Genomic DNA, 12,839 nt, shown 5'->3' with positions numbered 1-12,839 from the left:
GTTCCCGGTCTCCTTGCCGGCTGCCCGCGTGCGTGCCGCGCGCCGTGTTGCGGCACGCGGGAACGATCTTTGCGCCCCCTGCGGGCTCACCCCTTGCGTGCCGCGTGCCGCACCAGCAGCGACCCCAGCAGCGACCCCAGCGGCAGGGCCAGCCCGAAGGCCAGGTAGACCAGCGTCAGCATGGGCGGCGACAAGCGCCGCTCGAAGCCGGGCGTTAGGCGGTGCGGCGTACACTTCAGGTCCACCAGGCAGGCCAGGCCTGCCACGCCGAGACCGCCAAGCGCCAGGGTGCCGAGGGCGCCGCGCGTTTGATGCCGTGCCACCGCGGCTTCATAGAAGACAGCCCAGAACACCGACATCGCATGATGGATCACGTAACCCAGCACGGTATGCCGGACCGACGGCCGGTTGGCATGCATGGCGCGTTCGCCCCAGATCCAGTGGCTGACCGCATTGACCGGCGCGAAGGCGCTGCCGCAATCGACGGTGCCGCCGCAGGCGAGCATGCCGGAGGACAGCAGGCTGGCGCAGGCGCCGGACACCGCGGCGCGGTGCAGGATGGTGGCCGCATCCGTCGCGTGCTGGTGCTCGGTGCCGGCGGCTTTATCGGCAGGCATGTCTGTGCGGCTTTGGTGGCGAGTGGGTTCCATGGGTGGCGGGGGCGCGGCACATGGCTGCGCTGGCCGCACCGGAAGCGCCGCGCGGCGGCGACACCCCCATGGCAAGCGAATTTCATGCCGTCGCCGAGGCGGACTTCGCGCGCATGACAGCCCCGCGGATTGGATGCCGGTGGTGGGCGGCGTCGATGCGGTGGTCAACCTGGTCGGCATTTTCCAGGAGGCGCGCGGGCAGCGTTTCGATGTGGTGCAACGAGCAGCGCCAGCGGCGCTGTTTGCATCCTGTATGCCGTCGCCATTGCCTGCTGGTTGCCGGTGGTCTGGCTGCAGAAGCGCATGCGCGACGTGGCGCTCGCATGCACAGCGCCGCAACTGCCGCGCACCTACCGGCGAATGTTCTGGTGGTGGTTCGGGCTTGGCTTTCCGGCGCTGTTTGCCTTCCTGGGGATATTTTTCCTCATGGTGGCGAAGGTCAATTGATGCGCCTGTCCAAGGGCCACCGTAGCATTCCGTCATCCCAAGTACGTGCCTTTGCATCGGCGCGGTCCAATCCGATTGCTGGGCGTAGGCCCGCAGGCTATGGTCGGGAGCGATCGGCGCGGATCTGATACACGCATGCGGTATGGATGGCCAGACTCTTCAAACGTGATCAATCTGTCTCCGACGGTGTATCCAATTCAGTTCAGGATTCGATGAGCTTGTATAGTGTATCTATACGCTATACAATACCGGATATCTAAGACTTCGATGATCAAGAGCTTCGCCCATGCCGGGCTCCAGCGCTTTTTCGAGACCGGCTCCAAGGCAGGAATTCAACCGCATCACGCAGATCGGTTGCGCAAGCAGCTCGGTGCGTTAGACCACGCCATCCGGCCGGAAGACATGGCTGTGCCCGGCTGGCGATTGCATCCGTTATGCGGCGATCTGGATGGCCATTGGTCCGTCTCTGTCAATGGCCACTGGCGGCTGACGTTCAGGTTTGAGGGAAGAGATGCCATCGTCGTCGACTACCAGGACTACCATTGAAGGACTGCATCATGAAGCGCATGCACAACCCGCCTCACCCCGGAACCGTGCTGGCCGACTGGCTCGAAGGTGTAGATGACATGACCATCACGGCGTTTGCCGCGCATATCGGCGTAACGCGTGCAACGCTTTCGCGGATCCTTAACGGGCACTCGTCGATCACCCCTGACATTGCCATCAGGCTCGAAGACGCGCTTGGGGCAAGCCGCGAGATGTGGAGCGGCATGCAGATGGCCTATGACCTTTGGCTTGCGGCACAAAGGCCTCGTCCGCGTATCAAGCGGTTGATCCGGCGGACTGCCGAAGCGGAAGACATAGCGGCGTGAGCTTCGCCGCGTACGAGGCCCAATGCCAACGCGGGAGCGGCGACAAGCGCCGGAATAAAAAAGGCGAGGCCGCCCATGCGCCTCGCCTGTAACCGATCGGACCGCTCAGTTGAGATGGCCGACCGCGCGCAGGTATTCGTTCTTTTTCTCGAAGATCAGCCCGCTGAGGAAGCTCGCATCATAGGCGGCGAGCAAGTGGGCGTGGTGCTCTTCGATATAGCGTGCGACGCGGGCTTTTTCGCATTCGATGCCGCACAACCATTCGTACATCTCAGCGTCCCAGCGGAAACTCAGGTCCAGTTCGATGAAGGCGGCGTTATAGGCCGCGAGCTGCGTCTCGCGCGGGATGGGCTGGTTGTCGGTGCCGACCGTGATGGCTGCGGGGCGGCTGTCAGTCTGGACCTGGTTCATGGCTTGTCTCCTCGATGCGCTGTAGCGGTGGGGTTGAGACAAGCATAGGGATGGGCAATGATTTACGATAATTAAAGTTTCATCGTCTAACCATAAATTATCGTTTATAGGTGAAAACTGCTAGGCGTCCAGGCGAATCAGCCCTTCCACGCCTGTGATCCGCTGGATCAGTCCGGCCCCTTCCTCCATCAGAAACTGCTTGAACGCCAGCGCCACCGGCGGCAACCGCTTGTTCTTGCGATGCACAACATACCAGTTGAGCATCACCGGAAAACCCTCGATATCGAGCACGGCCAGCTTCCCCGCCTGCAATTCGAGCCCGACCGTGTGCGCGGACAGGAATGCGATGCCCATGTTGGCGATCACCGCTTGCTTGATGGTTTCGGTGCTCTTGATCTCCATGGCGATGCGCAGGTTGGACAGCCGCCCGGCAAAGCCTTCCTGCATGGAATTCCACGTATCAGAGCCCTTTTCGCGCGAAACGAAGGCCTCGTCGGCCAGATCCGCCAGCGGGATGTTGCGCTTGCCCACCAGCGGATGGCTGGGTGCCGCGACGATGACGTAAGGGTGGGGCGCGAAGGCTTCGTTGATGGTGTCCATGCCTTCAGGCGGGCGCACCATCACCGCCAGGTCGGTCAGGTTGCCGGCCAGCTGGTGCAGCAATTCTTCGCGGTTGTGCACCGCAAGGTTCAGCGTCACGCCTTCATGGCGCTCCATGAACTCCGCCAGCAGCCGTGGAAAGAAATAGTCGCCGGCGCTGATCACCGCCACGTTGAGGCGCCCGCCGGAGATGCCCTTGAGCTGCGACATGGCGTCTTCGGCCTCGCGGAACTGCTGGATGATGCTGCGGCTGTAGTGCAGCATCTCGTGCCCGGCCGGCGTCAGGTAGATCTTCTTGCCGAGCTGCTCGAACAGCGGCAGGCCGACATGGTGTTCCAGCTGCCGGACCTGGGTCGACACGGCCGGCTGCGTCAGGTGCAGCTCCTCGGCGGCGCGCGAAAAGCTCATATGGCGGGCGACGGTTTCAAAGACCTTCAGTTGCCGCAGCGTGGCGTTCTTCATTCAATCGTCCCGTGCAATATATAAACGGTCATCAATACAAACGATAAAAAACTTTATGCAGTGCTGATCTTAGATTCAAGTAGCATCAATCCCGGATTTGCATGTCGCAATGTCAGGCGCCGATCTCATCGTGACCAAGCACCCCCGCAAGCACGGCCCGCATGCAGGCAGGCCGTTGCCATGACATCAGGCCCAACGACTGCGCGACACAAGCCAATCCTTACCCACATAAACGATGGCTGCACACAGCCACGCCCCATCAAGGAGACTGCCATGACCCGACCGCATGCATCGATGCCCGCACCGCGACATCCCGTCGCGCCCGACCACGGGTTGCGCCTGAGCCACGCCGTCGCGTCTCAGGGAGGGCGGCCATGAACATCTCGCTGCCCCAGTTGAAGGCGTTCGCCGCGGTGGCGCGGCACAAGAGCTTTACCCGCGCGGCCGCCGAACTCGGCCTGACGCAGTCCGCGGTGAGCCGCAGCGTGCGCGAACTGGAAGAAGAAATCGACCAGCGCCTGTTCGACCGCACCACGCGGCAGGTGGAACTGACCGAAGCCGGCCTGCACCTGTCGCAGCGCATCTGCCACCTGATCGAGGAAGTCGAGCAGACGCTGCGCGACAGCCAGAGCGCGAGCCGCCCATGCCAGGGCCTGGTGCAGATCGCGTCGGACCCTGTGCTCAGCTCGATGTCTCTGCCGGCGTGGCTGGCGGGCTGCCGGCAGGCGTGGCCCGCGATCGCGATCCACCTGAAGGACCGCTCGCAGGAATCGGTGCTGCAGAGCGTGCGCAGCGGCGAGGTCGACTTCGGCATCGCCACCGATCCGCACGCCGCCGATGACCTGTACTGCGAGCCGCTGTGCATCGACCCCTATCACGCCGTGCTGCCCGCGCAGCATCCGCTGGCGGCGCGCGACTCGGTAGGGTGGGGCGAGCTCAGCGATGCCAGCGTGCTGACGCTGGACCAGCAGTGCGGCATGCAGCCGGCGGTGGAGAAAGCGCTCAGCAGCTACCACGTGCGGACCAGTTCGCTGCAGCTGCTTGGGCACTTTGCCGCGGTGTTCGGCATGGTCGCGCTGGGGCTTGGCATCGGCGTAGTGCCGTCGCGCGCGCAGGCAGCCGGCCTGAGCCCGGCCGCCGTGATGCGGCCATTGCGGCCGCAGGTGACGTCGACCGTCATGCTGGTGCGGCGCAAGAGCCGGTCGCTGAAGCCCAACGCCGCCGCGATCTGGGACGCATTGCGCGGCCTGGAGTACGACCCCCCGGCCACGGCGACAGTGGCACGCCGGGACATCATCACCGTGTGAACCGATGCGAGATCGCCATCCCAACCGCTGTTGTATTGGAGCAAACTCTCTACTGATATATTACATACAGGATATTTACACATAGTGCGGCGCAGCATATAATGAAAACTCCTGACCACAACGCAACTGGAGTTTTCAAATGGAAGTCGCACTGCTCTTCGTCCTTGGCCTGGCCGCGCTTGCCGGCGGTGTCGCCATGACCATCCTGCTGGCTACCCGCCTGCCGATGGACGTGCTGGTGACCGCGCAGGAACATGGCCGCTTTGCCGGACTGGGATCGAGCCAGGAAAGCGACGGAGTGGGCCGGGCACGCCAGGCGCGTGTCGTGCCCGCTGCCGGCGAACTGGCGTACGCCTGATCCGCGCTGCGCCGGGCGCCGCCTGTGCGTGTCGCGCATGGGCTAGTGCTTGTGCGCGTTTGACAAGGATGTAGCGGCCGGCATCCCTTGTCGCCAAGCCTGTCCTCTCAAGCGTCGCTTGATGAGACCCACGGCCGCCATCTCTCCGTTCTTCTGTGCGCTGTCCTGCGCACTGTCTTGCTGAAGCGCGCTAACAGTCCCGCCAAGCCTTCCGTGCTGGCGCGTGCCTTCTTCCTTTCCTGTCCGGTACCACAACCACCAGCCTGGCAATTCACCATCCCGGCGCCAAGCGAACGTCACGTTGTTCTAAATGTATCAAACTAGGGACTTTCCCCAACTGACTGCTTTCCCGGGTTTCCCAGCGCCGCAATCCCCGGCATGCTGATGGTTGCCACCGGCGCGCGGATTGATGCGTCGACTCAAGGCAACTGCTTGATTTCCAAGGATTCCCGGTACCAGCGGCACGGCCGTTGATGCTTCGCGCGCAACAGTGGCGCTGCAGCATCGGCCATGCCGGCGTGGCTTGCGGACGCGTTTGCTGCAGGGCCGCAACGAATACGCTTGACTTGTGTGATATATCACATACCGTATAGCGCTAGAACGGCTAAGCTGTTCGAGACCGAGAGTCACGCAGAGGCGTCTTCAGGCGCCCAATCTTCCACCTTGGCGGCTTGCCGCTATAAGGAGACATCATGGAACTGCAGCAAAGGGAGTCCACGTCGCGCTTTGCGTCGCCGTGGGTGCAATTGGTCTTCGGTGTGATCTGCATGGCGATGATCGCCAACATGCAGTATGGCTGGACGCTGTTCGTCAACCCGATCGACGATAAATACCACTGGGGCCGCACGGCGATCCAGGTGGCATTCACCATCTTCGTCGTGACGGAAACCTGGCTGGTACCGATCGAGGGCTACCTCGTCGACAAATATGGCCCGCGCCCGGTAGTGGTGGGCGGCGGCCTGCTGTGCGCCGTCGCGTGGGCGCTGAACTCGGTGGCGTCCTCGCTGCCGATGCTGTATTTCGCGGCCGCCATCGGCGGCGTGGGTGCCGGCGCGGTCTATGGCACGTGCGTGGGCAATGCGCTCAAGTGGTTCCCCAACCGGCGCGGGTTGGCGGCGGGCATTACCGCGGCGGGCTTTGGCGCGGGTTCCGCACTGACCGTGGTGCCGATCGCCAACATGATCAAGACCTCGGGCTATGAAGCCACCTTCCTGTGGTTCGGGCTGGGGCAGGGCCTGATCGTCTTCATCCTCGGCCTGGCCCTGTATCCGCCGTCGGCCAAGATCCTCAGCGAGGTCAAGACCACGCTGAAGGCCGCCGCGACCTACAACGCCACGCCGCGCCAGGTGCTGAAGTCCCCCATCTTCTGGGTCATGTACGCCATGTTCGTGATGATGGCCGCCGGCGGGCTGATGGCCACCGCGCAACTGGGCCCGATTGCCATGGACTTCGGCCTGCATGATTCGCCGGTGTCGATCCTCGGCCTGACGCTGCCCGCGCTGACCTTCGCACTGACCATCGACCGCGTGCTCAACGGCCTGACCCGTCCGTTCTTCGGCTGGATCTCCGACCATATCGGCCGCGAGCGCACCATGTTCTTCGCCTTCGCGGTGGAGGCGGTCGGCATCCTGCTGCTGTCCAAGTACGGCCACAACCCGGTGGCGTTCGTGGTGCTGACCGGCATCGTGTTCTTTGCCTGGGGTGAGATCTACAGCCTGTTCCCGGCCACCTGTGGCGATACCTTCGGGCCCAGGTTCGCCGCCACCAACGCCGGTTTGCTGTACACCGCCAAGGGCACGGCCGCTTTGCTGGTGCCGTTCTCCAGCGTGATTACCGCCGCTACCGGCGACTGGCACGCGGTGTTCATGCTCGCCTCGGGCATGGCGGCGCTGTCGGCGGTGCTGGCGCTGTTCGTGCTCAAGCCGATGCGCGAGGCGCATGCCCGCAAGTATGTGCATGCCTACACCGCGGCGCCGATGGGCTACCGCGCCGTGCCGGAAGACCTGACCTGATGAAGAGAGCCTTGCGGCGCCCCCGGGCGCCGGTAGTATCCGGGCCAGGCGGCCGCGATGCCTGCACGGCCGCCCGTCCCGGTAGCACAATATGAGAAAAATGAAGCTCGACAGGAGGGTGGCCCGCGAGGCACCTTCCTGATCGGCCCTCCGACATCCACGAAAGATCCAGGCACCGCCATGAACCAGGTTGTTATCCCCCTTGAAGCGACAGGGCTCGGCCGGCAGCGCAAGCGCCGCCAGCCCAAGGGCCGTCAGGTCGACGCGGCCGCGCTGGCCGAAGTGCGCGGGGCGCTGGGCGACATGCCGCGCCGCCGCGACCTCCTGATCGAACACCTGCACTGCATCAACGACCGCTATGGCCAGCTTGCGATGCCGCATCTGGTGGCGCTCGCGAGCGAGCTGAGGCTGTCGATGACCGAGGTGTACGAGGTCGCTAGCTTCTATCACCATTTCGACGTGGTCCGCGAGGATGCGGACGGACAGATCGCCGCGCCGCCCGCGCTGACCGTGCGCGTGTGCGAGGGCATCGCCTGCGAACTGGCTGGTGCCCGGGCGCTGATCGACAAGCTGCCCGCCTTGCTCGGCACCGACGTGCGCGTTGTCGCCGCGCCGTGCATCGGCCGCTGCGAGAAGGCGCCCGCGGCGCTGGTCGGGCAGAACCCCGTGGACGGTGCGACCGCCGATACGGTGGCCGCCGCGGTGCGGGCCAAGGCCGTGCGTCACGAGCCTGAGCCCCATATCGGCTACGGCGCGTACCGTGCCGGCGGCGGCTACGGACTGCTGCAGTCGCTTGCCGACGGCACTCTCGATCCCGACGCCGTGCTGTGCACGATGGAAGATTCCGGCCTGCGCGGCCTGGGCGGCGCGGGTTTCCCCACTGGCCGCAAATGGCGCATCGTGCAGAAGGAACCCGCGCCGCGCCTGATGGCCGTGAATATCGATGAAGGCGAGCCTGGCACCTTCAAGGACCGCGTCTACCTGGAGCGCGATCCGCACCGCTTCCTGGAAGGCATGCTGATCGCGGCGACGGTGGTCAACGTATCGGCGATCTACATCTACCTGCGCGACGAATATGCCGGCTGCCGTGCGCTGCTTGCCGAGGCACTGCGGCAGCTGCGGGACGATCCGCCCGTTCCCGGCCTGCCGGTGATCGAGCTGCGCCGCGGCGCGGGCGCGTATATCTGCGGTGAAGAGTCGGCGATGATCGAGTCGATCGAGGGCAAGCGCGGCATGCCCCGGCTGCGCCCGCCGTATGTGGCGCAGGTGGGCCTGTTCGGCCGGCCCACCCTCGAGCACAACTTCGAGACCCTGTACTGGGTGCGCGACATCATCGAGAAGGGCGCGGAGTGGTTCGCCGCGCAGGGACGCAACGGGCGCAAGGGCCTGCGTTCGTTCTCGGTCTCGGGCCGCGTCAAGAAGCCGGGCGTTCACCTGGCGCCAGCGGGCATCACCGTGCGCGAGCTGATCGACGAATACTGCGGCGGCATGCTCGATGGCCACGCGTTCTACGCCTACCTGCCGGGCGGCGCGTCGGGCGGCATCCTGCCCGCGTCGTTGGGCAATATCCCGCTCGATTTCGACACGCTGCAGCCCTATGGCTGCTTTATCGGCTCGGCCGCGGTGGTGATCCTGTCGGACCACGACAGCGCCACGCAGGCGGCGCGCAACCTGATGCACTTCTTCAAGCATGAGTCGTGCGGGCAATGCACGCCGTGCCGCACCGGAACGGCCAAGGCGCTCGACCTGATCCGGCAGCAGAAGTGGGACCTGGCCGCGCTGGACGACCTGTCCGCGGTGATGCGCGATGCATCGATCTGCGGGCTGGGGCAGGCCGCGCCTAATCCCGTCGACTGCGTGATCAAGTACTTCCCGCACGAACTCGCGTGAGACACTGACATGAATGCACTGACCCGCGCCGAACGCGCGCTTGTCGAATCCGCCGAGCCAGCCGTCAGCTTCACGCTCAACGGCCGCGAAGTTACCGCGCAGCCCGGCGAAAGCCTGCTCAAGATCGCGCAGCGCGAAGGCTTCGACGTCCCGCACCTGTGCTACAAGGACGGCCTCGAGCCCGCCGGCAACTGCCGCGCCTGCATGGTGGAGATCCAGGGCGAGCGCGTGCTGGCCCCGTCCTGCTGCCGCTATCCCGCCGCAGGCATGCAGGTGCAGACCGAATCCGAGCGCGCCCGCCGCGCCCAGCGCACCGTGCTGGAGCTGCTGCAGTCGGACATGCCGGAAACGGAATACACCCGCCACAATGAACTCGACCAGTGGGCCGCGAAGCTGGAAGTCGGCAAGCCGCGCTTCGCCCCGCGCGCGCGCGTGGCGGCGGACCTGTCGCATCCGGCCATCGCCGTCAACCTTGATGCCTGCATCCAGTGCACCCGCTGCCTGCGTGCCTGCCGCGACGAGCAGGTCAACGACGTGATCGGACTGGCCTTGCGCGGCGACGAAGCCCGCATCGTGTTCGACATGGACGACCCCATGGGCGCCTCCACCTGCGTCGCCTGTGGCGAATGCGTGCAGGCCTGTCCGACCGGCGCACTGATGCCCGCGCGCGACGTGGCTTTGGCTGTTCCCGACAAGCAGGTTGAATCGGTGTGCCCGTATTGCGGTGTGGGTTGCCAGCTGACCTACAACGTCAAGGACAACCGTATCCTGTTCGTGGAAGGCCGCGACGGCCCTGCCAACCACCAGCGGCTGTGCGTGAAAGGCCGCTACGGCTTCGACTACGTGCAGCACCCGCAGCGGCTGACGGTGCCGCTGGTGCGTCGCGCGGGCGTGCCCAAAAGCGGCGATTTTGTCATGGACCCCGACCATGTGATGGACGTGTTCCGTGAAGCCACCTGGGAAGAGGCGCTGGCGCTCGCCGGCGGCAAGCTCGCGCGGATCCGCGACACGCATGGCAAGCGCGCGCTGGCGGGCTTCGGCTCGGCCAAGGGCAGCAATGAAGAGGCCTATCTGTTCCAGAAGCTGGTGCGCACCGGTTTCGGCAGCAACAACGTCGACCATTGCACGCGTTTGTGCCATGCCTCGTCGGTGGCGGCGCTGCTGGAGGGCATCGGCTCGGGTGCGGTGTCGAACCCGGTGATGGATGTCGACAAGGCCGAGGTCGTGATCGTGATCGGCGCCAACCCGACCGTGAACCATCCGGTCGCGGCCAGCTGGATCAAGAACGCCGTCAAGAACGGCACCAAGCTGATCGTCGCCGATCCGCGCCGCTCTGACCTGGCGCGCTTCGCCTGGCGCTTCCTGCAGTTCAAGCCCGATGCCGACGTGGCGCTGCTTAACGCGATGATGCATGTGATCGTCAACGAGGGGCTGGTCGACCGCGACTTCATCGACAGCCGCACCATCGGCTTTGACGAACTGCAGCGCAATGTTGCCGCGTATAGTCCGGAGCTGATGGCGCCGATCTGCGGCATCGACGCCGAGACCATCCGCGAAGTCGCGCGGCTCTATGCCACCTCGAAGGGCTCGATGATCCTGTGGGGCATGGGCGTGTCGCAGCACGTGCACGGCACCGACAACGCGCGCTGCCTGATCGCGCTGGCGCTGATGACCGGCCAGATCGGCCGGCCCGGCACCGGGCTGCATCCGCTGCGCGGGCAGAACAACGTGCAGGGCGCCTCCGACGCAGGACTGATCCCGATGATGTATCCCGACTACCGGCGCGTCGACGATCCGGTGGCGATCGCCAGTTTCGAGGCGCTATGGGGCATGCCGCTGGACCGCCAGCCAGGCCTGACCGTGGTGGAGGTCATGCAGGCGATCGAACGCGGCGAAGTGCGCGGCATGTACATCATGGGCGAGAACCCGGCGATGTCCGACCCCGACGCCGAGCATGCGCGCGAGGCGCTGGCGTCGCTCGATCACCTGGTGGTGCAGGACATCTTCCTGACCGAGACGGCGTACCTGGCGGACGTGGTGCTGCCGGCATCGGCGTTCCCGGAGAAGACCGGTACCTTCACCAACACCGACCGCACCGTGCAGCTCGGGCGGCAGGCGCTCGAACCACCCGGGCAGGCGCGGCAGGACCTGTGGATCATCCGGCAGATGGCGGCGCAGCTCGGCCTGGACTGGCACTACGACAGCGTGGTGGACGTGTTCAACGAGATGCGCAAGGCAATGCCGAGCATTGGCGGCATGACCTGGGAGCGCCTGGAGCGCGAGCACGCCGTGACCTATCCATGCATGGAAGAGGGTGATCCGGGCGAGCCCGTGATTTTCACGGACAGCTTCCCGACCGCCACCGGCCGTGGCCGATTCGTGCCCGCCGACATCATTCCGGCCGCGGAGCGACCCGATGCGGACTACCCGATGGTGCTGATCACCGGGCGCCAGCTGGAGCACTGGCATACCGGCAGCATGACGCGGCGGGCAGGCGTGCTCGATGCGATCGAGCCGGACCCGGTGGCATTGGTGCATCCGCTGGATCTCGATGCACTGGGCGGCAAGCCCGGCGATGTGGTCACGCTGTCGTCGCGACGCGGCGAAGTCACGCTGTATGCGCGCGCCGACGCCGGCACGCCACGCGGCGCCGTGTTCGTGCCGTTCTGCTACTACGAAGCGGCGATCAACAAGCTGACCAACGCAGCACTGGACCCGTTCGGCAAGATCCCGGAGTTCAAGTACTGCGCGATCAGGATGACGGTGGGCGGGCAGGTGCCGGTGCAGTCCAGCTATGGGGGCGGGCAGATACTGGAGGCTGTTTAGGGCTGGGGGCCTGTGGCAATTGACCCTTCGGCCCTCGCCCCCGGCCCGTCTCCCGCGCGGGAGACCGATCATCGCCGCGCCATCAACGCATTGATGCATCCGGATGGATCATGGAAATGGCTGTGCCGTGGACCGATCGGGCAAATCCGGAATATCTGGAGAAAATGCGGAAAATGGGTAGGGGAGTTCAGGCAAGTTTGTCGCTCAACTTCTACAGGCGGGCAGCCAAAAGCAGGCCTCCCGCCATCTTTGCACCACTACGTTGCAAGCGGATCCGCGTCCATCAACTCGGCCAGCCTCGCCTGCACCATGCCAAGCAAGCACAGCGCACTGAAGCATTCTTCGGAACGTACGCTCAGCTGTTCTAATAGCGCGAGCACGCCTTCAATGCCGGCGCGGATTTGATGCAGGCAAACATTGGTCTCGACTGGATCGATCGTCATGGATGACTCCTCACTAAGTGGGGTGCACGCCACCCAGGTAAGTGAGGGTGGCGGGTCAGAGGCGAGGGTGGAAATACCGGTCGGAGATAGGCAAACCGGCCCAGCCTTGCGGCTGTCCCGCTCGACCCGCCGTGGAACCAGACACGTCCATGCGAGTACAAACACGTTGCGCGTCAGATGAGCAACGCATGTCCTATCTCCTGCTACTCGGGTTTCCACGCCCGGTCACCGGAACTCCGATGACGAAACCGGTATTTCCTGGATGAGCCATCAAGACGATAAGACATGTCGCATTCCTGTTGGGAAAGCGAAGCTTGCAGGAACGCGGTTCCCTGGGAAATCGCTGAGTCTTGAAAGTGGAGCGGGCGATGAAGGCGGGAAGTACGGCCAAGCTTGGCGCGGCAGGCTTGCAGGAATCACGGCAGGCCGGAGTCTCAAAAATTTCCCAACGAAGGCTACAGTTGATCGGCGTTGTTGCATAAATCGAGATTGAAAACAGGGGCTCCTTGGTGAGGCTGAACTCAGGCGATACAAACGGATTGCGGGCGAGCGAGCGCGACC

Annotated in this window: 13 protein-coding genes; 8 read left to right on the top strand and 5 right to left on the bottom strand. The window is 64.7% G+C overall.

All coding sequences use genetic code 11. The features are described 5' to 3' along the window. Positions 1-86 precede the first annotated feature (86 nt). Complete coding sequence (locus ACIP1U_RS25000) at positions 87-617, bottom strand: hypothetical protein (protein ID WP_400320767.1); 531 nt, start codon at positions 615-617, stop codon at positions 87-89. Between the two features lie 336 nt (positions 618-953). Between ACIP1U_RS25000 and ACIP1U_RS24995 the strand changes: the two genes are divergently transcribed. From ACIP1U_RS24995 to ACIP1U_RS24985, 3 genes are all read left to right on the top strand, one after another. Next, positions 954-1,097, top strand: a complete 144-nt coding sequence (locus ACIP1U_RS24995) for a DUF2269 family protein (protein ID WP_400320764.1) — start codon at positions 954-956, stop codon at positions 1,095-1,097. 267 nt (positions 1,098-1,364) lie between these two features. Next, entirely contained in the window at positions 1,365-1,643 is a 279-nt protein-coding gene (locus ACIP1U_RS24990; protein ID WP_400320761.1) for a type II toxin-antitoxin system RelE/ParE family toxin, read from the top strand. Positions 1,644-1,654: 11 nt separating this feature from the next. Continuing rightward, positions 1,655-1,969, top strand: a complete 315-nt coding sequence (locus tag ACIP1U_RS24985; RefSeq protein ID WP_400320759.1) for a HigA family addiction module antitoxin — start codon at positions 1,655-1,657, stop codon at positions 1,967-1,969. Between the two features lie 105 nt (positions 1,970-2,074). Here the strand turns inward: ACIP1U_RS24985 and ACIP1U_RS24980 are convergent, their stop codons facing one another. Then, positions 2,075-2,380 (bottom strand): LysR family transcriptional regulator, encoded by a 306-nt coding sequence (locus ACIP1U_RS24980; RefSeq protein WP_400320757.1) that lies wholly within the window; start codon positions 2,378-2,380, stop codon positions 2,075-2,077. 120 nt (positions 2,381-2,500) lie between these two features. Beyond that, complete coding sequence (locus tag ACIP1U_RS24975; protein ID WP_400320755.1) at positions 2,501-3,442, bottom strand: LysR family transcriptional regulator; 942 nt, start codon at positions 3,440-3,442, stop codon at positions 2,501-2,503. 374 nt (positions 3,443-3,816) lie between these two features. Here ACIP1U_RS24975 and ACIP1U_RS24970 point away from each other — a divergent pair, with 374 nt between their 5' ends. The 5 genes from ACIP1U_RS24970 to fdhF all read left to right on the top strand — a co-directional run bounded on the left by ACIP1U_RS24970 (position 3,817) and on the right by fdhF (position 11,835). Then, positions 3,817-4,749 carry a LysR family transcriptional regulator gene (locus tag ACIP1U_RS24970; RefSeq protein ID WP_400320752.1) on the top strand — a complete coding sequence of 311 codons (933 nt, stop codon included), beginning with the start codon at positions 3,817-3,819 and terminating at the stop codon, positions 4,747-4,749. A gap of 139 nt (positions 4,750-4,888) precedes the next feature. Then, on the top strand, positions 4,889-5,107 hold the full coding sequence (locus tag ACIP1U_RS24965) for a hypothetical protein (RefSeq protein WP_400320749.1): 219 nt from the start codon (positions 4,889-4,891) through the stop codon (positions 5,105-5,107). Between the two features lie 692 nt (positions 5,108-5,799). Then, positions 5,800-7,119, top strand: a complete 1,320-nt coding sequence (gene oxlT / locus ACIP1U_RS24960) for an oxalate/formate MFS antiporter (protein ID WP_400320747.1) — start codon at positions 5,800-5,802, stop codon at positions 7,117-7,119. Between the two features lie 180 nt (positions 7,120-7,299). Next, the gene (locus ACIP1U_RS24955; protein ID WP_400320745.1) at positions 7,300-9,009 is read left to right on the top strand and encodes an NADH-ubiquinone oxidoreductase-F iron-sulfur binding region domain-containing protein; all 1,710 of its coding nucleotides are present in this window, start codon (positions 7,300-7,302) and stop codon (positions 9,007-9,009) included. A gap of 9 nt (positions 9,010-9,018) precedes the next feature. After that, a complete protein-coding gene (gene fdhF, locus ACIP1U_RS24950; protein ID WP_400320743.1) occupies positions 9,019-11,835 on the top strand; it encodes a formate dehydrogenase subunit alpha in 2,817 nt (938 codons plus the stop codon). A 257-nt stretch (positions 11,836-12,092) separates the two neighbouring features. Here the strand turns inward: fdhF and ACIP1U_RS24945 are convergent, their stop codons facing one another. Together ACIP1U_RS24945 and ACIP1U_RS24940 are read right to left on the bottom strand one after the other, a co-directional pair. Then, entirely contained in the window at positions 12,093-12,278 is a 186-nt protein-coding gene (locus tag ACIP1U_RS24945; RefSeq protein ID WP_400320741.1) for a hypothetical protein, read from the bottom strand. Between the two features lie 193 nt (positions 12,279-12,471). Next, positions 12,472-12,839 (bottom strand): hypothetical protein (locus ACIP1U_RS24940; RefSeq protein WP_400320739.1); only part of this gene is annotated, 368 nt, incomplete at its 5' end.

It is taken from the genome of Cupriavidus sp. NPDC089707, from assembly GCF_044748965.1.
Classification (GTDB): domain Bacteria; phylum Pseudomonadota; class Gammaproteobacteria; order Burkholderiales; family Burkholderiaceae; genus Cupriavidus.
Note: the sequence above shows the minus strand (reverse complement) of the source record. Positions and strands in the feature narration are given on the sequence as shown.